A 25,706-nucleotide genomic window follows, 5' to 3' on the forward strand; every position below is an offset into this window, starting at 1 on the left:
TAATGAAAAGTAGTACTAATGAGGAGTATGAACTTATGCGCATTTTTTCTATGTTATTAATCACTGCAGGAATTGTCTTTCTCGGTATTGGTTGTTATCAATGGTATACTACAGAAACTGCACAGAAAAATAGTTTGGCAGAAGCGAAGGATTTAATTAACGACTCCACCGAAGAAATTCAATCGGAAGACGAAGTTAAAATCGATGGTTCTCATTTTTCACCATCAATGGGGGAAACAGCTGGAATCCTACATATCCCAAAACTGGAATCCAATCTTCCTATAGTCGAAGGAACAGATGAGGATGATTTGGAAAAAGGTGTTGGTCATTATAAAGGGTCGGCTTATCCGACACAAGGAGAACAAATTGTATTATCAGGTCATCGCGATACGGTATTTAAACGAATGGGAGAGTTAGAGCTTGGGGATATATTGACTGTAAAACTTCCTTATGGTGAATTTTCCTATGAAATTGTAGATACTAAAATAGTGGGTGCAGATGACCGAACGATTATTAAACCACAAGGGAAAGAAATTTTAACCGTTACTACATGTTATCCTTTTAACTTTATAGGAAGCGCTCCTGATCGTTATATTATCACTGCGTTACCAGTTGGAAATGGGGACAAGTAAGTTGTTCCTTTTTTTACTGGTTATTTTTTCATTTATAATTAATGCTTTCCCACATAATCTAAAGGAAAGTCAAAATTTCGTAGACGAGTTTCGACAATTCGGTTATAATTTATACAGGATTTTGTGGACGTGGCCTTCCCAGGGACAGGCTTTAATCAGCTGATTTATTGAAATTTCTTAGTTCACAAAAATAAACAATCAGAGGAGAATTCGAGTGGATTCTAGAAAAAATAATCGTAAAAATAATAAGAAAAGAAAATGGCTCTATTGGGTAGGAGGAATCATCCTTGCCTTCATACTCGCAGTTGTTGGTTTTGGATTTTATGTGTGGAATCAACTTGGAAATACAGTAGAAACGATGCACAATCCTTTAGAAGGAAATGATGACCGTTACAAAGAAACAGAAGGTCGATTTAAACAAAAAGAAAGTATAAATGCACTACTACTTGGTGTGGACGAACGTGCTGGTGACAGAGGGCGTTCAGATACGATGATTCTATTATCATTAAATCCGAATACGAACTCAATGGAAATGTTAAGTATACCAAGAGACACTTATGTGAACATTCCCGGTCGTGGTATGGATAAAATAAATCATGCTTATGCATTCGGTGGACCTGAGTTATCCGTACAAACGGTGGAAGAAACATTTGATATACCGATTCATGTGTATGGTCGTATCAATATGGAAGGTTTCATAGAAGGTATAGATGCAATAGGCGGTGTAACTGTTAATAATACATTTGCTTTTAATCAAGGTGGGTATAGTTTCCCAGAAGGAGAAATTCACTTAGATGGAAAAAAAGCACTTGAATATACCAGAATGAGAAAAAACGATCCACGTGGAGACTTTGGACGTAATGATCGCCAAAGACAAGTTATTGCAGCTGCAATTGATGAAGCAGCAGACTTTTCGAGCATTACTAAATTTGGGGATATTTTAGGAATAGTTGGGTCCAATGTTCAAACCGATTTGGATATGAAAAAAATTCAAAACCTATTCTCAAATTATTTAGGTACAAGAAAAAATATTGAAACCCTACAAATCAAAGGTAATGGCCAAAAAATGAACGGAGTATATTACTACGTTGTACCTGAATCAGAGTTTAATCGGATAAATACTGAAATAACTAACCACATGGAAGCAAAATAAGTCATCTTTAAAGTCACCTGTTGCGAGACAGCGTGGCTTTTCATTTAGAAGAAAACGGTTTAGTGTTATAATGTTAAAAGAAATTTATGGGGGGTCACATAATGAGAAAAAGAATATTTATGTTATTTATTCTTATCTTGCTTGTTGCTTGTTCCGATGATCGCGTCACTCCGAATGAACGTTTCGATTCGTTCGTTAGTGACTGGAATGAACAAAAGTATGAAAAGTTGTATGATATGTTTACTTCGGAAGCAAAATCTACTTTCTCAGCAGAAGAATCTGTGCTACGTAACGAAAAGTTATATAACGATCTTAACGTAACCGATTTAAAGGTTACCTTTAGTCCAATCAAAGATGATGATTTAGATGCTGCAATGGACAAAGGAGTTGCTAAAATCCCCTTCCGTGTTGAAATGAATACGATTGGAGGGCCAATCCAATTTAATTATAAAGCTACATTAAAGCTTGAAGGTGAAGGTGAAAATCGAAATTGGTTTGTGGACTGGGATCCTGGTTTTATTTTTCCAGATTTGAAAAATGGTGGAGAAATTAAATATACGACAACTGAACCAAAACGGGGAGAAATTTTAGACAGAAATCAAATGCCTCTAGCTCTGAATGATGATATTTATGAAGTCAGTGTTATTCCTGATAAATTAGGAGAATCGGCTGACCAAGCGAAAAAAGACATTGCAAAACTTCTAGGTGTATCGGTTGAAAGTATTGATGGGAAATTAAATCAAAGCTGGGTACAGCCAGAATGGGCAGTACCGATTGCGAAAATCACAAAAGATAATGAAAAAGTAAAAAATCAATTATTACAAATTAGTGGCGTTCAAATTAATACTGTAAATGGACGAGTTTATCCAGGTGGTGAATCCACTGCTCATCTAACCGGTTATTTAAGAACAGTTCGTGCCGAAGATTTTGAGGAATTTGATGAAAGTAAATATGCTGCCGACGACATGATTGGCGCTAGGGGTTTAGAAAGACTATATGAAGAACAATTAAAAGGCGAGCCTGGTGCTACTATTTATATTGAAAAAGAAAACAATGAAAAAGTTGTTTTAGCTGAAAAAGAAGTTGAAAATGGCAAAAATCTTACTCTCACTCTAGATATTAACTTACAAGAAGAATTATATGATTCATACGGAGAAGATGCGGGTACAGCTGCGGCTATTGATCCTAAAACGGGTGAAACACTGGCACTTGTGAGTAGCCCTAGTTTCGATCCGAATAAGGTGATGTATGGCACAACTGAAGGCTATATGGAAGCTTTAGATAAAGATGAACAATTACCTTTAATCAATCGAATTGTTTCTACGTTTGCTCCAGGTTCTGCATTCAAGCCTATTACGGCAGCAATTGGATTAGAAAACGGAGTCATTAAGCCTAACGAAGGATTTGAAATCAATGGCTTACAGTGGGGCAAGGAATCTTGGGGAGATTATAAAGTTACTCGTGTTTCCACTTCCAATGGTCCAGTTGATTTAAAAGATGCATTAGTTCGCTCTGATAATATTTATTTTGCCATGCAGGCATTAGAAATGGGTAAAGATAAATTCACAAAAGGCCTTCATAACTTTGGGATTGGCGAAGATTTTCCATTAACTTATCCAGTAACTGCTTCGACTATTTCAAAAAGTGGGGAAATCGATAATGAAGTAATGCTCGCTGACTCAAGTTACGGTCAAGGGCAAATTCAAATGACAGCTATTCACCTTGCTACAGCTTATACAACTTTCTTGAATGATGGAAATATGCTAAAACCTACATTTTTCTCTGATGAAGAGACAGGGCAGTTCTGGAAGAAAGGTCTCATTACGAAGGAACAAGCAAGTACTATCCAAGATGCACTTAGAGCTGTTGTAACAGATGGAACCGCTAAAGAAGCAAACAACGATAAAGTTACGATTTCAGGTAAAACTGGAACAGCAGAGTTAAAACATACACAAGAGGAAAAAGGTGCAGAAAATCAATGGTTTGTCGCATACCCTACAGACTCTCAAGATATCTTAATTGCCATGATGGTGGAAAATAGCCATGAATCTAAAACGGAAAGTCCTGTAAAAAAAGTAAGTAATCTTCTTATAAACATGAAACGTTAAAAGCTACTCTCTTGAGTAGCTTTTTTAAATATTATTAAAGATACTTTATAAGTTCGTTAAATGCTTGTTCATTTCTTTCGTCTAAGGCTTTGTCAATTAACCTTCTTACATTCATTTTCTCTAGTTCTTCAATAATGATTACGCTTTCAAAACCATCTTCCTGAATATCGCCTTCGTTATTTTCCTCATCATCTTTTATATAATAAGAACTTGCTATAGAATGAAGTTGCTGTAAGAAATCTGGGAGAGTAATTAATTTTGCGAGAGTTAAGTATACTACCTCTTTCCCATTTTGAAATGCGAATTTAGCATCCACATTTTCCACCTTCTGAGTTCGTCGGTTAATACGGAACTCATTTGCTTCGATAGGGATAAATTGATAATCTTTTTCATTAATTACTACTGAAAAATATTGATATGCTAAAACGATACGTACATACTCTTTATCCGTTTTAATATAATAAGGCTTAAGCATTTTTACACTAACCATCCAACTCACCAACCTCCCAAATTTTTCGATAGACCCTATCTAAATTTTCTGTTAACTCATTTTACATCAGATTTTCAAATATATCAAGTGAAATTTTTTAGAAAATTTTGTCGATTGGTTTACTTATGAAAAAAAGACAGTACTCTATTGAGTGCTGCCTCCCTTTTCTTATTGGATCACTTGTTGATTTATACATTCAACTATCGCATTCTTATCTTCTTCCGTAAAAATAAACTGGCTTTCATATTTCTCACGATATTCTCCAGCTTTCTTTAATTCTTTAACACCTTGTTTCATAAAAGATTTATAATGATTATGAACTTTAGTTATTTGTTCTTCATATTTTTCATCAGTTCCGGGCTTTACTGCTTCTTCATAAAGGTCAATGATTTCTTCCCCCTCTCGTGTAGGGAAAAATTCATGTGGATCGGTACTGTCAAACATACAAAATTCAAGTTCCGGAACTAAAACCATATCCATACTTCCTGGATCGAAACTACAATGATATACCTCTATATCGAATCCATATTCTTTACATGATTTTACAACTTTACGCATAAAAGTAGACTTACCTGTTCCCGCCCGACCTTTAATATAATAAACCTTTTTCATTCGTTCGGTAATATGTGGTACTTCATTCACGACGCCATCGGCAGTGTTCGTTCCAAATAATCGGTGATATGTTGTTGATTTACGGTTTTGTTTCTCCTGATTCTTCATAATCCGTTGAATAAATTCTTGTGCAAGTTCATTCGCACGGTCAAAATCCATCTCATTAATATAAATTGCTTCTAAATCATCATGTATGGATAATCCTGTTCTAAAATTTTTGTATGCCTTTTCTGTATGATGAATGATTTTTTCCTTTAATTCTGTATTAATGGCTGGTTTATCTTTTGTAAATAAGCTACAATCAATTTCGACTGCATTAGGTATTTTATTGTTTTTTGCCACTCGGTCACAAATAACAGCAAGTGATTTTTCTCTAATGATAACACCATCTAAATACTTAGAACTAAGTGCACTTAATAACACTTCGATTTCGTAGTTAGACTGATAAGAATCTATAACTTGTTGAATTAAACTTGTTTTCAAAGAATCAGATGGATGCTTAAGAATAATGGTTTGTTTTATGTTTTGAAGATTCGAAGAGATGTAATTGACTAAACCTTTTGCAGTATTTCCAGTCACGTAATATTTCTTCAAAAAGACACATCCTTTATTTATGTTTATAATAAAATATGATATTTATGGGCTATATGTGAATTTAGCCCATTAGAAAACTTGGCATTCGCTAGGCTTTAGCGAATGCCTTAGTTGCACTTATGCAAATCTTTACGGTGGGGCGAGTAATCGGAGCCCCAGACGGAAAAGATTTTTATGCTTTCCTACCTGCTAAAAAAGAAAAACCCCGGTATCCTTAACCAAGGTTTCTAAGAAAAACATAATAAAGAAGACTTCCGTCAGTGGGGGTTTCCTTCATCTCCCACTGATGGTTAGTCTTACTTATCGGACCTTTACAAACAGTTGATACCTACCTTCTTTGTTTCTTCAGAAGCTTGAGGTAAGAGTCTTACTGCTCATTTAGGTTGGATAAAACTTTTATTCTGTTTCTATATTTAATGATGGAGATACTTACTTTATTTCGGGAAGTACACGTACTTCTAGCTCCATATTGGAATGACATAGTGGACATTCTGGCTCGGTTTGAAAGCTAAATGACTCTCGCATCCATCCTTGACATTCCTCACTAGTGCATGACCATACATTTGTTTCCACCTCTGGAACCGGTTCTTTCGGTCCACGTGAAAAAGCCATGAAAGCATCCCCTTTCTTGTTCCTACTTTCATTATACACTTTATTATCTGACAAATAAAGGGCACTAAAAATGTGATATAAAGCACGTGTTTAAGCGAATTCCTTAACTATCTCCTGAAATACTTGTAATGTCTTTGGTTGAAAAACTTGATCATATTTAATGATAGAAAAATTCCGCTTTATTGGTGTTCCTGAGGTAGAAAGTTTAACAATCCGATGTAACTCTAATTCCTTTTGAAATGTAAGTTGAGAAAGTAAACTAATACCTAAACCAGATTCTACTCCTTCCTTAATCGTTTGTGTACTTCCTAGTGTTATTACCCGTTTGGGATTTATTTTATTAAATTTCAAAAACTCCTCAAGCATTCTACGAGTACCAGAACCCTCTTCACGAATGATCCACGTTTGATTTTCAAGTTCTTTATGTGTGATCTTTTGTTCAGAAATAAATTCTTCGCTACTTCCAATAAGGTACATCACGTCTGTAGCAAAAGATTCAATATGAATCTGTTTATGAAAAAAATCCCCCTCGATTAAACCAATATCAATGTCACGTTGTAGTAGTTTTGACCCAATATCTTCTGTATTCCCTATTGTTATATAAGGGATAATAGAAGGATACTGTTCTTGAAGTTTTGCTAATAATTTGGGTAAAAGATATTCCCCTATCGTATAACTAGCACCTATTTGTAATTCCCCGCCTGGCTCGCTTTTCATATCAGAGATAAGTGATTTCATATGCTCATATTCTTTCACAATGGATTTCGCATAAAGATAAACCATTTCCCCGGCTTTATTTAATTCTACTGATTTATTCGTTCTTTCAATTAACTTTACTCCTATCTCCTTTTCAAATGCGGCTATATACTGACTGATAGCAGGTTGGGTCATGTGAAGTGCTTCCGCAGCTCGAGTGAAATTCTTTCGTTCCGCTACTTCTATGAATACGATGAGATGTTGGTCCATTTTACTCCTCCTATGGATACAATAAAGAAGACTTATTATCACCATCATTATAATTTATTTTCCTTATAATAAAATATAATTTACAATAAAAGCAAGCGGAGTTGAAAGGATAGATAAAAATGATGAATGAAGCTTCAGGTAAGAAGAAATTTATCTTAGGAATTGGATTTACATTTTTATTTGCTTTCATCGGTTATTTACTTGCTCTTCTACCTATATTTAATCGTGTTGGTCCCCTTGCTGTTTCCATCATTCTTGCCATTGTTTATAGGCAAATTTGGGGATACCCAGAGTTTTTTCGTCCGGGAATACAATTTTCATCTAAATATTTATTACGTTTTGCGATTATTTTATATGGTCTTAAACTAAATATGGATGTAATTTTTCATGATGGTCTTGGATTAGTATTAAAGGGAGCACTCACAATAATCTTTGCTATTCTTGTCACTGTATTATTGGCGAAATTATTAAAAGCTGACTCAAAAATCTCTCTTCTTTTAGGTATCGGTACGGGGGTTTGCGGTGCAGCGGCCATCGCAGCTGTAGCTCCAATCCTTAAACCAAAAGATGAAGATACCGCAATTAGTGTGGGAATCATTGCATTAGTAGGAACTGTTTTTTCCATTGTTTATGCCTTGCTTTTGCCATTTCTGCCTATTTCAGATGTTCAATACGGAATTTGGTCAGGACTTAGCTTGCACGAACTTGCTAATGTCGCTTTAGCGGTAGAACCAGCCGGGGAAGATGCCTTAGCTATCGCTTTATTGGCAAAACTAGGTCGTGTATTTTTACTCGTTCCATTATGCTTTGTCATCATTTTTTGGAAAAGACGGCAAAATCGTTCCGTAAACGAACCGACAAAAGTGCCATTTCCATGGTTCTTACTAGGATTTATTGCTATGAGTTTATTAGGTAGTTATGTATTAGGAGTATATATCCCAGTAACGCAATCGGTAATGAGTTTTATAAGTATCGCTACTACGTTTATTTTGACTTCAGCGATGGTAGGGCTAGGATTAAATGTAAGTTTAAAAGATTTGAAAGCAAAAGCATTAAAACCTTTTTATGCTATGTTAATAACCTCGGTTCTTGTTTCCATTTTGATGTATTGGGTTGCAGGAATTTAATATTGAGAAAAAGACTTGCACTTACGCAAGCCTTTTTCATGGTTTAGAAAGTTATAAAATTTGTTGCATGTCGAAAATTATTCAGAATAGGCCACGTCCGGCTCCAGCGCCTTTGTTCTTATTACAATACAAACTTTTCGATTGCTTTAGCAACTCCATCATGATCATTCGTATCGGTAATATGATTTGCTACCTTTTTAATTGCTTCTTGAGCATTCCCCATTGCTACACCAATTTTAGCTTCTTGAATCATTTTAATGTCATTTAAACTGTCCCCACATGCCATTACTTCGTCCATCGTAATTCCAATTCTTTCACATAAAAAACGAAGAGCATTTGCTTTACTTACCCCTTTTGGATTTACTTCTATATTAGTTGGTAGTGAGTTCGTGAGTTCTAAGTTATTGTAATAGGATAATTCCTTCACCATTTTATCTAGCTTCTCTTTATCGTCCGATTGACAGCCAAATTTTAACCATTCATGATCATGTAAATTATCAGGAGCTTCCCCATAGAACACGTCATCAGTAGATATAAGCCACATGTGGACCCCGATTTCCTTCCCAATGTTCCACATTCTATCTACCATCTCTGTTTCCAATGTATGTTGATCGAGTAACTCTTTATCTACCGTATAAATTTGTCCACCATTTGCAGTTATAAGATAAGACTGTAATTTTAATTCTTCCGCATATCGATAGGCTGTTTTTAATGCACGTCCTGTACTTAAAACAACATGTACATCTTTTGCTAATGCTTCAGAAATTGCCTTTTTCGTTCTATCGGAAACCTCTTGATTGGATGTCAATAATGTCCCGTCCATATCTAATGCAATTAATTTTATATTACTATCCATAACAACATTCCTCCCGATGCTCTTGCGAATTTGTTTCTGTTTTCCATTTTATCAAAGGTTGTGCTAAAAAGATAAGAAAACCATTTATCACCAAAAACATTAACGATGGTTGGGTAGTTCATCTTCTATGAGTTGTTTACTACTTTTATCCATGTTAGATATGATACATACGACGATCCTTTATATCCTTTATAATCATGTTGGCCTAACATAAGCATTTCCTGGGAAATATGAATCTTTTTACTGTTGAATTTTGTCTATTAATATCGATTAATATTTTTAATGTCATATTGTTGATGAAATACCATTAAACAAAAGCGCAAGCGCCCGTTTAGCGACGTACGGACTGGACTGAGCCGCAGGAGATAAAGGAAACACGACGAACGGAGTGAGTCGATGTTGACTTATCGTACGGAGGTGAAGGAAGTCTCGCTAGTCGCTGGGCGCTGGAGCTGGACGCGGCCTTCCCTATGAAAAGATTTAATAAGCTAAATTTTTATACTTTCTTCTCTGCTAAAAAACTAGGTAATGCCCCAAAAGCTTTCGCGAATGCCTTAGATGCACGTATTTTGGTAGAACTTCTATACTTTCCCAATAACAAAAAGAGTAATTTGATATAGGTTCCTAACCTTTATCAAACTACCTTTTATTCATGCTTTAATCGATTACTTCTTGAAGCTCATTTGTTTCCTCAAGGTTGATTATCGTTTCTAAATCTAGAATAATTAACAGACCGTCTTCTAAATTTGCTACACCACTGACAAATGTATCTTTTACACCACCTACATAGGAAGGTGCGGGTTTAATTAATTCTTGGTTAATATCTTTTACTTCTGTTGCCGCATCAACGATTAGGCCGATTTGCATGTCTTTTATTTGTACGACTAAGATTCTACTACTGTCTGTATAATCCTTTTGCTCCATTAGTAGTCTTTCCCGCAGGTCAACTACTGGGGTAGTCTCTCCCCTTATATGCGTAACACCTTTAATAAACTCGGATGTCCTTGGTACTTCGGTTATTTCTTGAATCCGCTCAATGGAAATAATTTGTTGAACATCCACTCCGAATGATTGATTTTGAAGTTTAAATATAATATATTTTGTCATCTCATCCATTTAATCACCTCATTTTTCATCATTTAATCAAAGCATTTGGATCAATAATTAATGCTACTTCGCCATCACCTAAAATGGTTGCGCCTGAAATGGCAAATACATCTTTTAAGTAGGAGCCGAGTGATTTTAATACGACTTCTTTTTGACCTATAAAAGAATCGACAATTAGCCCAGTTAATTTCTCACCTTTCTTCACGACAACTACAGCATGGTATTTTTCATTCTTTTCCTCTCGTATTGGAACCTCGAAAACTTCAGATAAAGAAACAAGTGGAACCACTTGTCCTCGAAAGTCCATCACTTTTCTGCCGTGTGCACTTAAAATTTGTTCATCTTGTAATAAGACTGTTTCAATAATAGAAGATAGAGGGATTGCATATGTTTCATGTTTCACCTTTACAAGTAAAGTAGCAATAATAGAAAGGGTTAACGGTAATTGAATAGAGAAAATACTTCCTTTCCCTTTTTCCGTTTTAATACTTATTTCCCCACCTAATGCTTCCATCTTGCTTTTTACAACATCTAAACCGACACCACGACCAGAAATATCCGATATTTGGTCGGCCGTACTAAATCCTGATGAAAGGATAAAGTTTGCAATTTCATCATCGGATAATAATTCAGCCTCTTCTGCTAATATTAATCCTTTTTCAATTGCTTTCATTTGTACTTTTTCACGATTAATTCCCGCGCCATCGTCTTCTATTTCGATAAAGACATGGTTCCCACTATGATACGCTCTTAATATTAAATGGCCTTCTTCTGATTTTCCCGCTTGCGCTCTTACTTCCGGTAGTTCAATTCCATGATCTATCGAATTACGGATTAAATGAACTAACGGATCACCAATTTCATCAATAACAGTTCGGTCTAATTCCGTTTCTGATCCGATTATTTCCAAATTTATTTTCTTATTCAGTTCTTTAGCAAGCCCACGAATCATTCTTGGGAATCGATTAAATACTTGTTCAATCGGAACCATACGCATGGACAAAATTAAATTTTGCATTTCTGAAGTCACTCGCCCCAGGTGTTCAACTGTATCTGTCAACTCTTGATTATCAAATACCTCTGAAATAACTTCTAAACGTCCACGATCAATAATTACTTCTTCAAAAATATTTAATAAATCATCAATTCGTTCAAGATTCACACGGATAGTTTTAGATGTATGGTGAGTAACTTCTGACTTTTCATCAGCTACTTTTTTACCTTTTTTTTCTACCTTTTCTTCTGTTTGTTTTTGCTGTTGAGAAGAGTTATTATCCACTACAAAACGAACAATCTCAACATTTTTAACCTCAGAAACTTTTGAAACCTGTTCCTGTATATTTTCGGGAGGTTCACTAGATACATAGACGAAGGAAAATGAATCGTCAAAGTTTCCTTCTTCTATATCTTCAATGGCAGGGTTTGTCTTAATGATGTCACCGTTCTTTTCCATAACATCGAAAACCATATAAGCACGTGCACCTTTTAAAATGCATTCGTCTTCTAAAGAGACTGTTAGTTGATAAGCATTGATTCCTAGTTCCTTTGCTTGTTGAACAATCTCTAATTGAAACTGATCTAATTGTAATTCGGTGGGCGTCCCCGCTTCTAATGTAGCAGCAACCTCTTGGACACCCTCATTTTTTATAGACTTTCCTTTTTCAATCATATCCAAACGAGCCACTAGATCTGTAACGTCCTTTTTTCCATCATTTCCAGCGGCAATGGAATCCACCATATTTTCCAAATATTCAATGGCAACGAAAATAACATCGATAACTTCTGTTGTAACATTTAATTTATAGTTTCTTATTCCGTCTAATACGTTTTCCATCTTATGCGTTAAAGAAGCAATATCTTCAAACCCCATAGTCGCTGCCATTCCTTTTAATGTATGAGCGGAGCGGAAAATTTCATTTACTAAATCTATGTTGTCTGGCTGCTTTTCTAATTCTAAAATATGATCATTAACTGCTTGCAAATGTTCACGACTTTCGTCCAAAAACATATCTAAATACTGATCTGTCTCCATTCCGTTTCCTTCTTTCTGCTATATGTATATCGTTTTTTCACCTAACATTGTTAACGTTCTTTATTCTAATATCGACATGATTTACGTACAAATCAAGAAGAATATAATTTTCTAGTTCTATCTTACTATATCGGAAAATTTTCTTCATATATGAAGCCATTTTCATATTATTTCTTATGTAAGTTAATATTGTCCAAATAAAATGGGCTATTTATTTTTTATTTTGCATATACTCTTTTATGAAATCGCTATCAGTCCAAAAAGGAGGAGTGTATAACGATGAAAGCTTTAACATCGTTCTTTGATCGAATGGTTCAGCGTTATTTACCAGATGCCTTTCTTTTTGCTATCATTTTAACTTTTGTCGTGTTTATTCTAGGTATTATCTTTACGGATAGTGGACCGGTCCAAATGGTAGAACACTGGGGAACAGGTTTTTGGGATTTGCTTGCTTTTGCAATGCAGATGTCTTTAGTTGTTGTAACTGGTTATATTTTAGCTAGTACACCCATTGTGAAGAAACTATTAACGAAACTTAGTTCTCTAGCAAAAACACCTCCACAAGCAGTCTTTTTAGTTACGTTTGTTGCCATTATTGCTTGTTTAATCAACTATGGATTTGGACTTGTTGTTGGAGCACTTTTTGCCATTCACGTTGCGAGACGTGTTCCTGCTGTTGATTACCGCATTCTAATCGCAAGTGCTTACAGCGGGATGTTAGTATGGCATGGCGGTTTTTCTGGATCCATTCCACTTACAATAGCAACTCCCGGCCACTTTTTAGAAGATAAAATACAATTAATCCCCGTTGCAGAAACCATATTTAGTCCCTTCAATATTTTCGTTGTGATCACAATGTTAATTACCTTACCTATTTTTAATCGATTTCTTTTAAAAAGTTCTAACATAGGTGCTCAAACAAAGTTTTCTAATTTAAACATACCTGAGGAAGATGAAAAAGAAGATGACTTCGTTCCCGATACACCAGCCGAAAAATTAGAAAATAGCCAACTCGTATCCCTCGTTATCGGAATGATGGGATTGGTATTTATTTTTTATCATTTTGTATGGAATGAGCTTGACCTAAACATTAATATTGTGAATTTTACATTCTTATTTTTAGGAATTCTTTTCCACCGTACTCCGAAAAGATTCCTTGATACTGTTACAGAAGGTATTAAAAATGCTGGTGGAATCATTATTCAATTTCCGTTTTATGCGGGGATTATGGGAATGATGATTGGTTCCGGACTCTCTCATATGATTTCTAATTGGTTTGTTAGCTTTTCATCAGACTATACTTTACCATTCTTTACCTTTATTAGTGCCGGTATTGTCAACTTCTTTATTCCCTCTGGTGGTGGACAATGGGCAGTACAAGGTCCAATTATGATAGATGCAGCAATTCTGCTTAATGCTGATATTGCGAAGACAGCGATGGCTGTGGCTTGGGGAGATGCGTGGACCAATATGATTCAGCCGTTCTGGGCATTACCTGTACTTGCCATTGCCGGTTTGAAAGTTCGTGATATTATGGGATTTTGTGTCATGATTCTATTATTTAGCTTTATTCCTATCGCATTGGGATTGTTGATATTTTAGAAAAAGAATAAGAGATTCTCGAGCCAAATTCGGCTCGGGATCCTTTATACTATTTCACCGACCAATTCACAAAATTCTTCCGCTAAGCGTTGACATTCCATAATTTCTTCCCCCTCAGGATCCATATCTACTTTCACCTTATGAGCAATCATCGTTGCTCCAACCTCTTCAAATTGTTCATACATGATGTCCACAGCTCCACAAAAATGATCATAAAACTGATCCCCTGAGCCGAACACCCCACAAACTTTTCCAGTTAAATCTAGATCGGATACACCATCATAGAAATCCTCAACTTCAAATGGTAATTCACCATCCGTCCATGTATATACCCCCATTAAAATGGCGTCATATTCTAAGATATCTTTTGCTTTTATTGGATCTTCATCAAATACTTTTACATCAAATTCTATATTCTTTTCCTTCAAGGAATCGATAATAATTCTAGCTATCATTTCCGTATTTCCACTTACGCTAGCGTAAAGAACTAAAATATCACTCATTAGTGTCTCCTCCTTAGATTTAGTTTAATTGATAATGATTATCAATATCAAGATATAACGTAAATAATTTTTAACAAATTGATGACTCTTTTAATAATAAAGAAGACTTCCAACAATGGGAGATTTCCTTCATCCCCCATTGATGTTTAGTCGCACTTCTCGGACCTTTACAGGCACTAAGACTCCCACCTACCTTCTTTGTTTCCCTAGAAGCTTGAGGAGGGATAAAAAAAAGGAAGCTCCATAGGCCTCCTTAAACTAAGTATACACGCGCTTCATATGGTCTTAATTCCAATGGCTTCAAATCATGATGATAATTACTTAAGAGTAATTTCTTCTTTTTTGATTTTAAAGAAGCCGGTAAGTTAAACGTTGCATTATTTGCAAAAAGATTAGTCAACACCAAAACTTGTTCGTCTTCCAATTTTCTAGTGTAGGCAAATATTTCGTTATGATTTTCTAAAATTAAATCATAGCTACCATAAATAAGCGCTTGATATTTCTTTCTAATCTCAATTAACTTTTTGTAATAATGATAAATAGAGTTCTCATCCCTCAATGCCAATTCTACATTAATTTCCTTATAATTCGGATTCACTTTTAACCATGGCCTTCCAGTTGTAAAACCTGCATTCTTCTCCGCATTCCATTGCATTGGAGTTCTAGAATTATCACGAACAGTTTTCCATATAATTTCCATAATTTCTTGGTCAGACATACCTTCTTTACGTTTATTTCGATATAAGTTCTTTGCTTCCACGTCATTATAATCATTAATAGAAGGGAATTGAACGTTCGTCATCCCTATTTCTTGCCCTTGATATATAAATGGGGTACCCTGCATAAGAAAATACATCGTGGCAAGACTCTTAGCGGACATCTCACGGTATATCCGTCATTTCCCCATGTCGATACAGCTCGTGGCTGATCATGATTTTCTAAGAATAATGCATTCCAACCAATACCATCAAGTCCTTCTTGCCATTTACTTAATATCTTTTTAAATTTATGAATTTCAATGCCAGTATTCGTATCTTTACCCCAAAGATCCAAATGTTCAAACTGAAAGATCATATTAAAAATCCCTTTTTTCTCTCCGACCCATTCCTCTGCTTCCTCCGCTTGAACTCCGTTTGCTTCTCCAACCGTCATAATGTCATATTTATCAAACGTATTTTTCTTCAATTCCTGTAGAAAATCCAAAATCCCATCTTGATTCATATGCGCAGAATAGGAAGGTACATATTTTAACCTTTTCGGATTTGGTAGGTCAGGTAATCCTGGTTTTTTCTTAATATGCGTGATGGCATCTACTCGGAACCCATCAATTCCTTTTTCAAACCACCAATTAACCATGTTATATAAGTCTTTTCTTACCCTTTCGTTTTCCCAATTAAGATCTGGTTGCTTACTTGAAAATAGATGCAAGAAATATTCATTCGTCTTTTCATCATATTTCCAAGCGGATCCTCCAAAAATCGACTCCCAATTATTTGGTTCCTTTCCTTCTTTTCCCGGTCTCCAAATATAATAATCACGAAACGAATTTTCCTTTGATTTTCTAGATTCCACAAACCACGGATGTTCATCGGAGGTATGATTAATAACTAAATCCATAATTAGTTTCATACCACGCTTATGGGTTTCTTTCAATAATTCATCGAAGTCTTCCATTGTACCGAATTCATCCATAATCTCTTGGTAATCACTTATATCATATCCATTATCAGCATTTGGCGATTTATAAATGGGACTTACCCAAATGACGTCGATACCAAGATTTTTCACATAATCTAGTTTAGAAATGATTCCTTGTATATCACCAATTCCATCGCCATTAGAATCCATGAAGCTTCGTGGGTAGATTTGATAAGCTACTGCCTCTTTCCACCATTTCCTGTTCATAGCAATCCTCCTTATTAACAAGTCATTCTTGTTTTAGATTCGAACTAGATAAAGAAGACATCCACTAGTAGGGGTTTCCTTCATCCCCCACTGATGGTTAGTCGCACTTATCGGACCTTTACGGGCAGTTTGATCTCCACCTACCTTCTTTGTTTCCCTAGAAGCTTGGAATGGGAGTCTTACTGCCCGTTTAGGTGGGATAAATTTATATACTGTCGATAAAAAGCTGAGAATGATAAAAAGGTTATCAAAGCACCTGTAAAGAAAGGAATTAAAAATGTTAGTTTATAGATACTTATTACTAAGAGAAGAAAATTACTCAACAATATGATAATGGTCAAAATTGGACTACCAATCGTAATAATCAATGACTTTTTTAAAAGTCCAGCTAAACTTAAGTGGAAATGGGCATTCAAGGAAAATATATTAATTGTATAGACGTATAGAAGTAATCCTAAAAACCCAACCATAAACATTAATACAACACTTTCCTTACTAAAATAATAAAAATCGAAACCCCAGATACCCCATACAACTGTTAAGATTATTCCTGTCTTCATACTCTTTTTATAATTTTCTTTATAATACTTAATATATGATTGAATGAGTCCTTTATCATCGTCATTTATCAACCAGTCACGAACTGTTGAAAACATACTTTGAGTTGCTGGAAAAAGTAAAAAGGGTATCAAGATAATAAGAATTGGGAGTAGGATAATGATATCTTCTTTGCTATTTGCATAAAGTATACTCACAACAATAAAAATAATTGGTAATTGAAAGAGAAGCCACAGTAAATTTATAATGGAAAAACGCATCACCCACATACTTATAGCGTAAACTCCTCTCATAACCCCTGAATATTTCAAATGTAACTCCTCCTTTCCTCCCAATTATTTTTAATAAATACGTATAGATACCTAATTAATGTTTCATGTCCACCACATTTCTACAGGAGGTTCTTCGATATTTATAGATTTTAAATTTTTTACTGCTTGTTTGAACCCTTCGTTTATTGACATAATAGGATCCTCATTTTCAATACTAATTACATAATCATATCCATAGGTTCTTAATGCGCTCACAATGTTGGTCCATTCTTGCAAACTATGACCATACCCAACAGAACGAAAAGTCCATGCCCTTGACTGTACGTCAGAATAAGGTTGCATATCCGTTAAGCCATACATGTTTACATTGTCTTGATCGATATACGTATCCTTAGCGTGGAAATGATGAATGGCATTTTCTTTTCCTAATATTTTAATCGCTCCAACGGGATCAATGCCTTGCCACCATAAATGACTTGGGTCAAGATTGGCACCAATAGCATCATTGGTTGCTTCCCTTAGTTTAAGTAAAGTATATGGTGTATGTACAAGAAAACCTGCATGTAATTCAAGTCCTATTTTAACACCATGATCCCTTGCTAATTGCGCTTGTTCTTTCCAGTATGGTATTAATCTTTTTTCCCACTGCCAATTTAGAATATCGGAGTATTCTGTAGGCCATGGAGTTACAGGCCAATTCGGGTATTTTGAATTTTCATTTGAACCTGGGACACCAGAGAATGTATTCACAACAGGAACACCCATTAGTTCAGCTAATCTTATTGTTTTAACGAACGTTTCATGTGATTCTTCCGCATGTTGCCTATTAGGCGAAATAGGATTATCGTGACAGCTGAATGCACTAATCGTAAGTCCTCGTGATTGAATTTTTTCTAGGTATTCCTTTCGTTTATCTTCACTAGCTAGTAGTGCATCAAGATCACAAAAATTATTACCCGGATTTCCACCCGTTCCTATTTCTACCGCATTTAGTCCTGCATTTTTCACATAATCGAGCATTTCCTCGAAAGTCTTACCAGCAAATAGAACCGAAAATACACCTAATTTCATACTATCCCCTCCATTAATTTTCTTTTTTATTAAAATCGTACGCTCTTTCCTGATTGACTACTCTCATAGATTGCGTCAATAATCTTTGTTACTTTTAAAGATTCTTCTGGTTTTACAATTAAGTCCGATTCACCAAGACAGCTTTCTACAAAATTTGCAGCCTGTAAAAGACCTGATTTTTCCTTTTCTATATTTGCAGTTGTTGTCATGTATGTTCCATATTTAGGTGTATAGAATTCATAAGGAAATACATTTATTCCCGCTTCTGATCCCGAAATACTTAAATGCGTAGTATCTTCTTTAATATTTGCCGCCCAAGAACATTCAAACAACATAGTACTTCCATTTGTAAAGGTTATGTATGCGGATACGTGATCATCCACATCAAAAGATTCATAGTCAAAAGTACCCCAATCATTGATTTGATTTGGTGTTTTACTAAGGCGATTATACATTTTACCAATTACTTCTACTGGCTCTATTTCCCCTAACAGCCATAGGGACAAATCGAGTAAATGACAACCGTAGTCAATTAAACTACCTCCACCTTGTAGTTCCTTGTTAGTAAAAACCCCCCATCCCGGTACTTTTCTTCTTCTTAATGCTTGTACTCTTGTTACAAGTGGATCACCAATTTCATGAATAGCTTGTTTAGCAAGTTGTCCTTCCGGCATAAATCGGTAATGATATCCAACTGCTAATTGTCTTCTAGTTCTCTTTGCGGCTTCAATCATTTTTTCGCATTCAAAAGTATTCATCCCCATCGGCTTTTCACATAAAACATGGCAACCAGCTTCTAAAGCTGCGATTGTTATTTCCGCATGAAATTTATTTGGGGTACAGATCGTAACAGCATCAACTACTTTGAATAGATCATGATAATCCTGATAGACATTAGGGATATCATATTTTCTTGCTATCTCATTAGCACGCTCTATATTCACATCTTGAACAGCAAATATAGTTACTTTATCTTTTAATGAAAGGTAGGCGGGAATATGCCGTGAGACAGCAATTCCTCCCGCTCCAATAATTCCCATCTTTAATTTATTCATTTCATTCACTTCTCTAATTTGTAAATAGTTTTTGTATTCACTGATTCTATTGCTGCTAGAATAATGTCTAATGATTTCATTCCTTCTACCCCATCAATTAATGGTTCCTTATCTTTTACAATGGAATCAATAAAATGATCAATCACATGGGACTTTGATTGCCCACCGTCTTCATTTGATTGTATTCCATCAAGTTCATATCTAACCGTATCCCCATTCTTATATTGCACGATTAACGAATATCTCGGATCATCTTCTAAACGTAAAATAGCCTTTTCTGCATAGATCACTGTTGAATTATCTTCTGCAGCCGTATAAGCCCAACTTGCGGCAAGGGTTCCAATAATACCGGTATCTGTTTTTAAAATAAATACAGCATTATCATCAACATCCGCATTTTCTTTTGCACTAGTTTCAACAAACGCACCGACTTCTCTAATCTCATCGCTTAATAAATAACGAATTAGATCTGCCTTATGTACACCCAAATCACCCATAGCACCGATAAATGCTTGGTCTTTCTTGAAGAACCAACTTCCCTTTCCTTCAGCGCTCCAACTTTCAGGTCCAGCGTGTCCAAAAGCGGTACGGAAACTATAAATTTTCCCAATTTCACCACTTTCAATAATTGCCTTTGCTTTTTGATGAGAGGATACGAATCGTTGATTATGTCCAATCATTAGTTTTTTATTATTTCGTTGCGCCGCATCAATCATGTCTTCTGCTTCAGATCTAGAGGTTGCCATTGGCTTCTCGCATAAGACATGACACCCCGAGTCTAGTGCCTTTATCGATACAGGAGCATGTAAATAGTTTGGTAAGCATACACTTACCGCATCTACCTCTTCTAATTCAAGTAATTGTTCATAATTTGTATACGGCTTAGCATTATACTTTTTCGCAGCTTCCTTAACCCTTTCTTCTACAATGTCACAAACAGCTACAATTTCTACATTAGGATTTTCATCATACTCTGGTAGATGACGATTCTGTGCAATGCTTCCAGTTCCTATAACAGCAATACGTACTTTTCCCATTATCTCATCCCCTATTTATCTAAGTTTTCTATTGGTTTATGATTTCCATAAACATGTGTCGGTGTATTTTTATTTTTAGCCCATCTCACACCATTTTTTATAACTTGTTTAATATCTTCGTTATGATAGGTTGGATAAGTCTCATGTCCAGGCCTAAAATAAAATATCTTTCCTCTTCCACGTTTAAAGGTTGCACCACTTCGAAATACTTCCCCACCCTCGAACCAACTTATAAAAATTAATTCATCCGGTGTAGGAATATCAAAATGCTCTCCATACATTTCTTCTTTTTCAAGTTCTATATATTCCCCAATACCTTCTGTAATCGGATGAGTCGGATCAACAACCCATAGACGTTCTCTTTCATCCGCTTCACGCCACTTTAAGTCGCAGCCTGTGCCCATTAACTTCTTAAATACTTTAGAGAAGTGCCCAGAGTGTAATACAACTAAGCCCATTCCATCTAAAACACGTTGCTTCACTTTTTCAGCTATATCATCTTTTACTTCTTCATGCGCTTTGTGCCCCCACCATACAAGAACATCAGTTTCTTGTAGCAATTCATCTGTTAAACCATGTTCCGGTTCATCAAGTGTTACGGTTTTTACATTCATCCCATCCTCCCGTAAAAATGTGGCTAATGTTTCATGGATTCCTTCTGGATATACTTCTTTTACAGCAGGGTTTTCTTTCTCATGTCTATATTCATTCCAAACTACTACATTCATTTTTAAGTCTCCTCTCCTAAATAAAGGCAAACGTTTGCATTTATATCTAAAAAATATATATTCTATAACTTTGATACAGATTCTCTTTCTACGATAATAGCCGGTATGATCACACTTTTTCTAAACATTTCTGGATTTTTTATTAGTTCAATCACACTTTTTGCCGCCTCGAATCCCAATTGATAGGTTTGAATATCTATCGATGTTAAAGGTGGAGTAGATAATTTGGAAATAATAGTATTATTAAATGTAATGATACTCATTTCATTTGGTATTTTTATTTCTTTCTTACGTAATGCAGTAATAACCATTAAAGTATGGACATCAGACGAAGAGATGATTGCTGTTGGTCTATCTTTCGTTTCTAATAAAGCGCTTATCTTTTTCTCGGCAATCTCATCCACTTTCATAGGGAATGTCAAATAATGTTTATCAGGAATTTTTAATTCATGCTTTCTTGCCGCAATATCAAATCCGCTCATTCTATCTTGCACAACCTGATACTCTGGATCATCACCGATAAAACAAATTCTCTTATGTCCACAATTAATTAAATACTCGGTTGCATCCGTTCCTGCTTGAACATTATCATTATCCACATACATAATTCGATTTTGTTCTTTTGTTGGCTTTCCTATAACAACAAATGGAATTCCAGATTCAAGTAAATATGGAACAACTGGATCATCTTTTTTTGAATATATCACTATAATTCCATCTACACGTTTACCCATTACCAACTTTTTTACTTCATCAAAAATAGCCTCTTCAGAATTACCTGTAGTAAGTAAGATACTGTATTCTTTTTCATTACATTCCGCACTAATTCCTCTTAACAATTCTGGAAAGAAAGGATTCTCCAAGGTTTGACTTGCCGAGTGTTTCATTACAATACCAATAGTTTGTGTTGACTTTTGAACCAATACTCTTGCATTTAAATTAATATGATAGCCCATTTCCTCCATCACTTTTCTTACCCTTTTTTTCGTCTTTTCACTAATTTTATTGCTATCTGATATTACACGGGACACAGTTGATGGAGATACATTAGCCTGTTTTGCTACATCTTTTATTGTAACTGACATTAAAATCTCATTCCTTCATTAATTACTATTTATCCATTATATACTAACATTTCCTTTGCATCGCATAAATATAGTTTATTTTACCGCACCGTCAGTTACCCCTTTAATAATTTGCTTTTGAGCGAAGAAGTAAACAATAATTATTGGTATAATAGCTAACGTTAATCCTGCAAGCGCTAAATGCCATTGTTTCGTATATTGTCCAAAGAAAAAGAACATATTTAGCGGAATTGTTGCATTTTCTGCACTCAGTACAAGTGATGGAAGCAAATAGTCATTCCAAATCCAGATAATGTTCAAAATCATAACCGTTACAGAAATTGGTTTTAACATTGGAAAAATAATTTTCCAAAATATCTGCCATTTGTTTGCGCCATCAATTGTTGCTGCCTCATCCAACGAAGCGGGTATACTTGCCATTGCTCCGTGATATAAAAAAATGGAAAGACTACATCCAAATCCTAAATACATAAAAATTAGACCATCAGGATTAAGCATATCCACTTTACCAAAGAGCGATATAAGCGGAATCATTACAGATTGGAATGGTATTAACATTGCTGCAACGAAAACCATAAATAAGCCATTACTTATTTTACTTTTATTTCGAGCCAACGCATATCCAGCCATAGACGAAAATAATATGATTATAGTAACACTGACCAGAGATATAAATAAGGAATTCATGAATGCATTTACAAAATCTAAGTCAATAAATGCTTGCTTAAAGTTTACAAATGTCCATTCCTCAGGTAAACCTAATACATTAGAAAATATACCTTTTTTTGTTTTAAAAGAATTCACAACCATTAAATAGAACGGGGATAACCATAATAAAGCAAGAAGAATACCAATGGTTCCAATAACCAATTTATTTCTCCTTTTCTTCTTCATTATAAATCAACCTCCCGTTTCTTATTGTAGTAAACCTGTGTTAATGCAACTACAGCGACAAGAATAAAGAATATAACAGCCTTGGCCTGTGCATATGCCATATCATACTCCTTAAACGCCGAGTTATAAATATTCATAGCTACCATTTCTGTTGATCGAAATGGTCCACCATTTGTTAGCGCAAGGTTTTGATCATAAAGTTTAAATGCATTAGATAATGTCAAAAACAAACTAATTGTAAATGCCGGTGCTACTAGTGGGAATTTAACATTCCAGAATCGTTTAAAGCTATTTGCTCCATCCATTTCAGCAGCTTCTAATAACTCCTCTGGAACACTTTCCAAATATGCAATATAGATAATCATAATATATCCTGCGTATTGCCAAACATTTAGGATGACCATTCCCCAGAAACCTGTTTCTGAAGTAGATAACCAACCACTTAATGCTTCAATTCCTAACGCATTACCAAATGCGTCAAATGCACTAATGAAGATAAATTGCCAAATAAATCCTAAAATTAACCCTCCTATCAAGTTAGGCATGAAAAATACTGTTCTTAAGATATTACTTGATTTTATCTTTTGTGTAACCAGCAAGGCTAAACCCAATCCAATTATATTTACTAAAATGATAGAGGCAACAGCAAATTTAATCGTAAACCAAATTGAACTTAAGAATGCTTCATCCTGAAATAATTCCGCATAATTTGCAAGTCCCATAAATTCTGTCGCTTTTAAACCGTTCCAATCAGTGAAGGAATAGAAAAAACCATAAATAAATGGTACAAAAACAACGAGTGCTAATGAAAGTAACGTTGGTGTAAGAAATAGCCAAAATGATACACTTCTATTTTTCATTTATAACAACTCCATTCGAAAATCAAAAACTTTGAAAGATGGCAACCAACAATAATGGAATTCTTATTTTGTTGGTTGCACATATTACATTACTTTCTATCTTTTTCCCATTCTTCTTTGGCTTGTTCTAGTACACCGTTCCAATCCATATCGCCACTAAGATAGCGTTGGAAATAAACTCCTATAACATCCTCATTCCAACCAACAGGGGTTCCAAGGAATGTCCAACCAATCGTTTTTCCTTGTTCCGCATAGCTATATACTGCTTTTGATAGGGGATCAGCAATTTGCTCTGTATCATAACCTTCATATGCAGGGATAAACTTAAATTCATTTAGCACCATTTCTTTACCTTCATCTGAGGTATACATCCAATCCAAGAAGTCCTTTGCAGCTTGTATTTCCTCATCACTACTATTGTTATTTACAACCCAGTATTGAGGTACACCAACAGGCAAATGACCTTCTAGACCTTCCACGGGCATTGGAATCATGCCAATATTGTTTTTGGCAAATTCACTATCCATTTGTTCAATTGTAGGATATACCCAATTCCCTTGCTGAATTATTGCAACCTTCCCTAAAGAAAATAATTGTTCCACTTGTTGTGAATAGTCTAGACTTAATACCGGTTGAACAGAGTACTCACTTTGTAAGTCAAGCATTCTCTTCATTTGATCACCGTACTCAAAATCGACTGTTTTTGCTTCATATGCCTTTGTGACATCGTTATCAAATTCTGGTGCAATATACGTATTTGCTAAGTGGTTACCCATTACCCATAATTCTTTTGCAGGAAAAGCAAATACTGCATCAATCCCTAAGTCATCTTTTTTACTATCTAATGTTTTAATAGCACTTTCAAGATCGTCAAAGGTTGTTAATTCATCTGGATTAATTCCCGCTTTTTCAAAAATCTCCTTGTTGTAAATCAGTCCATATCCTTCTTGGGCATAAGGAAGACCTAGAATTTTGTCCCCTTCTGTTACACCATTAAGCGTTCCTTCTAAAGCGGCTTTTGCTGCCGCTGTATCTGATAAATCTGTTAAATAATCATGATATTCTTCTACTTCTGTTGGACCACCAACGTTGAAAATATCCGGTTCATTTCCGGATGAAAACTGTGATTTTACTGCTGATGCATAACTATTTCCTCCGCCAACCGTTTGAACATTGATTACTACATCAGGATTTTCTTCTTGATATTTTGCTATAAGGTTTTCAAATTGTTCTTTGAACTCAACCTTATACTGGAAGACATCTAAAGTAACTTTACCTGAACCACCATTACCTTCTGATGCAGTTTTGTCATCTGAAGAACTGCAACCGGCAATAACAATTACTGTTAAAAAAGTAACGATTAAAAAGATTTTTGATAAAAACTTCCTTTCTCCCATTTCCTCACTCCTTATTTTTTTCTTTCTCATCCTTGATAACGGTTTCATTATTTTAACAAAAAATAGTTTTATAGATTTCTTTTCTAGTAATTTGTTAAAATACTCTTGTTATCGAAAGATAGGGAAAACGTTTGCATGATTATATTAACACACTATATCTATATTAGGCAAGAGTATTTCATTTATTTATATGTCATTACTACCTATTTTCTACTAACATCTCTATTACATTGCGAACGTTTATTATGTTATACTGCTTAAATTCCGCTAGAAAAAATTTTCTCATCTACTACTGATGGTTAGTTGCACTTATCCCCCATCTTCTTTGTTCCCCAGAAGCTTGAGGTAGGCGTCTTACCGACCGTTTAGATGGGATAAAAAAAAGACCAAAATCCTATTTCGGCCTTAATAGGCTCTACGTCAAGTGACGTTGGTACTGTATTTTAGTCG

General features: G+C 35.1%; 22 protein-coding genes and 1 pseudogene. 5 read left to right on the forward strand and 18 right to left on the reverse strand.

Annotation, left to right across the window (positions count from 1 at the left end; translation table 11 throughout):
- The first annotated feature begins 35 nt into the window (after positions 1–35).
- The 3 genes from MHI02_RS14745 (at position 36) to MHI02_RS14755 (ending at position 3,893) form a co-directional block, all read left to right on the forward strand.
- A complete protein-coding gene (locus MHI02_RS14745) occupies positions 36–632 on the forward strand; it encodes a class D sortase (protein ID WP_216883364.1) in 597 nt (198 codons plus the stop codon).
- Positions 633–846: 214 nt separating this feature from the next.
- The gene (locus tag MHI02_RS14750) at positions 847–1,785 is read left to right on the forward strand and encodes an LCP family glycopolymer transferase (RefSeq protein WP_216883365.1); all 939 of its coding nucleotides are present in this window, start codon (positions 847–849) and stop codon (positions 1,783–1,785) included.
- A gap of 101 nt (positions 1,786–1,886) precedes the next feature.
- Positions 1,887–3,893, forward strand: coding sequence for a penicillin-binding transpeptidase domain-containing protein (locus tag MHI02_RS14755; protein ID WP_216883366.1), 2,007 nt, complete (start codon positions 1,887–1,889; stop codon positions 3,891–3,893).
- 34 nt (positions 3,894–3,927) lie between these two features.
- On the opposite strand, the gene MHI02_RS14760 is transcribed toward MHI02_RS14755, so the two are convergent.
- The 4 genes from MHI02_RS14760 to MHI02_RS14775 all read right to left on the reverse strand — a co-directional run bounded on the left by MHI02_RS14760 (position 3,928) and on the right by MHI02_RS14775 (position 7,167).
- Positions 3,928–4,383 carry an IDEAL domain-containing protein gene (locus MHI02_RS14760; RefSeq protein ID WP_047184771.1) on the reverse strand — a complete coding sequence of 152 codons (456 nt, stop codon included), beginning with the start codon at positions 4,381–4,383 and terminating at the stop codon, positions 3,928–3,930.
- 168 nt (positions 4,384–4,551) lie between these two features.
- On the reverse strand, positions 4,552–5,589 hold the full coding sequence (locus MHI02_RS14765) for a hypothetical protein (protein ID WP_047184772.1): 1,038 nt from the start codon (positions 5,587–5,589) through the stop codon (positions 4,552–4,554).
- A gap of 429 nt (positions 5,590–6,018) precedes the next feature.
- On the reverse strand, positions 6,019–6,201 hold the full coding sequence (locus MHI02_RS14770; protein ID WP_047184773.1) for a cold-shock protein: 183 nt from the start codon (positions 6,199–6,201) through the stop codon (positions 6,019–6,021).
- 90 nt (positions 6,202–6,291) lie between these two features.
- The gene (locus MHI02_RS14775) at positions 6,292–7,167 is read right to left on the reverse strand and encodes a LysR family transcriptional regulator (RefSeq protein WP_047184774.1); all 876 of its coding nucleotides are present in this window, start codon (positions 7,165–7,167) and stop codon (positions 6,292–6,294) included.
- Positions 7,168–7,286: 119 nt separating this feature from the next.
- Between MHI02_RS14775 and MHI02_RS14780 the strand changes: the two genes are divergently transcribed.
- Complete coding sequence (locus MHI02_RS14780; protein WP_216883367.1) at positions 7,287–8,294, forward strand: YeiH family protein; 1,008 nt, start codon at positions 7,287–7,289, stop codon at positions 8,292–8,294.
- A gap of 121 nt (positions 8,295–8,415) precedes the next feature.
- Here the strand turns inward: MHI02_RS14780 and MHI02_RS14785 are convergent, their stop codons facing one another.
- The 3 genes from MHI02_RS14785 to MHI02_RS14795 form a co-directional block, all read right to left on the reverse strand.
- Positions 8,416–9,150, reverse strand: coding sequence for a Cof-type HAD-IIB family hydrolase (locus MHI02_RS14785; RefSeq protein ID WP_047184776.1), 735 nt, complete (start codon positions 9,148–9,150; stop codon positions 8,416–8,418).
- A gap of 657 nt (positions 9,151–9,807) precedes the next feature.
- Positions 9,808–10,266 (reverse strand): chemotaxis protein CheW, encoded by a 459-nt coding sequence (locus MHI02_RS14790; RefSeq protein WP_047184777.1) that lies wholly within the window; start codon positions 10,264–10,266, stop codon positions 9,808–9,810.
- A gap of 19 nt (positions 10,267–10,285) precedes the next feature.
- On the reverse strand, positions 10,286–12,289 hold the full coding sequence (locus MHI02_RS14795) for a chemotaxis protein CheA (protein ID WP_341166010.1): 2,004 nt from the start codon (positions 12,287–12,289) through the stop codon (positions 10,286–10,288).
- 279 nt (positions 12,290–12,568) lie between these two features.
- On the opposite strand from MHI02_RS14795, the gene MHI02_RS14800 reads away from it, so the two are divergent.
- Positions 12,569–13,891 (forward strand): short-chain fatty acid transporter, encoded by a 1,323-nt coding sequence (locus tag MHI02_RS14800; protein ID WP_047184779.1) that lies wholly within the window; start codon positions 12,569–12,571, stop codon positions 13,889–13,891.
- 44 nt (positions 13,892–13,935) lie between these two features.
- Here the strand turns inward: MHI02_RS14800 and MHI02_RS14805 are convergent, their stop codons facing one another.
- The 11 genes and pseudogenes from MHI02_RS14805 to MHI02_RS14855 form a co-directional block, all read right to left on the reverse strand.
- Positions 13,936–14,394, reverse strand: coding sequence for a flavodoxin (locus tag MHI02_RS14805; protein ID WP_047184780.1), 459 nt, complete (start codon positions 14,392–14,394; stop codon positions 13,936–13,938).
- 253 nt (positions 14,395–14,647) lie between these two features.
- Positions 14,648–16,299, reverse strand: a pseudogene (locus MHI02_RS14810) (glycoside hydrolase family 13 protein).
- A gap of 179 nt (positions 16,300–16,478) precedes the next feature.
- Entirely contained in the window at positions 16,479–17,168 is a 690-nt protein-coding gene (locus MHI02_RS14815; protein ID WP_328150013.1) for a YesL family protein, read from the reverse strand.
- Between the two features lie 63 nt (positions 17,169–17,231).
- Complete coding sequence (locus tag MHI02_RS14820) at positions 17,232–18,200, reverse strand: sugar phosphate isomerase/epimerase family protein (protein ID WP_341166011.1); 969 nt, start codon at positions 18,198–18,200, stop codon at positions 17,232–17,234.
- A gap of 29 nt (positions 18,201–18,229) precedes the next feature.
- The gene (locus MHI02_RS14825; RefSeq protein ID WP_341166012.1) at positions 18,230–19,255 is read right to left on the reverse strand and encodes a Gfo/Idh/MocA family protein; all 1,026 of its coding nucleotides are present in this window, start codon (positions 19,253–19,255) and stop codon (positions 18,230–18,232) included.
- A 5-nt stretch (positions 19,256–19,260) separates the two neighbouring features.
- A complete protein-coding gene (locus MHI02_RS14830; RefSeq protein ID WP_060668004.1) occupies positions 19,261–20,292 on the reverse strand; it encodes a Gfo/Idh/MocA family protein in 1,032 nt (343 codons plus the stop codon).
- A gap of 11 nt (positions 20,293–20,303) precedes the next feature.
- On the reverse strand, positions 20,304–21,020 hold the full coding sequence (locus tag MHI02_RS14835) for a ThuA domain-containing protein (RefSeq protein WP_047184785.1): 717 nt from the start codon (positions 21,018–21,020) through the stop codon (positions 20,304–20,306).
- Between the two features lie 62 nt (positions 21,021–21,082).
- Entirely contained in the window at positions 21,083–22,105 is a 1,023-nt protein-coding gene (locus tag MHI02_RS14840) for a LacI family DNA-binding transcriptional regulator (RefSeq protein WP_047184786.1), read from the reverse strand.
- A gap of 75 nt (positions 22,106–22,180) precedes the next feature.
- Positions 22,181–22,999, reverse strand: coding sequence for a carbohydrate ABC transporter permease (locus MHI02_RS14845; RefSeq protein WP_341166013.1), 819 nt, complete (start codon positions 22,997–22,999; stop codon positions 22,181–22,183).
- Positions 22,999–23,859 carry a carbohydrate ABC transporter permease gene (locus MHI02_RS14850; protein ID WP_047184788.1) on the reverse strand — a complete coding sequence of 287 codons (861 nt, stop codon included), beginning with the start codon at positions 23,857–23,859 and terminating at the stop codon, positions 22,999–23,001. The genes MHI02_RS14845 and MHI02_RS14850 overlap by 1 nt, the downstream gene beginning before the upstream one ends.
- An 89-nt stretch (positions 23,860–23,948) precedes the next feature.
- Positions 23,949–25,256, reverse strand: a complete 1,308-nt coding sequence (locus MHI02_RS14855) for an ABC transporter substrate-binding protein (protein ID WP_060668003.1) — start codon at positions 25,254–25,256, stop codon at positions 23,949–23,951.
- Positions 25,257–25,706: the final 450 nt, after the last annotated feature.

Source organism: Oceanobacillus sp. FSL K6-0118 (assembly GCF_038006665.1).
GTDB classification, from domain to species: Bacteria; Bacillota; Bacilli; order Bacillales; family Amphibacillaceae; genus Oceanobacillus; species Oceanobacillus caeni.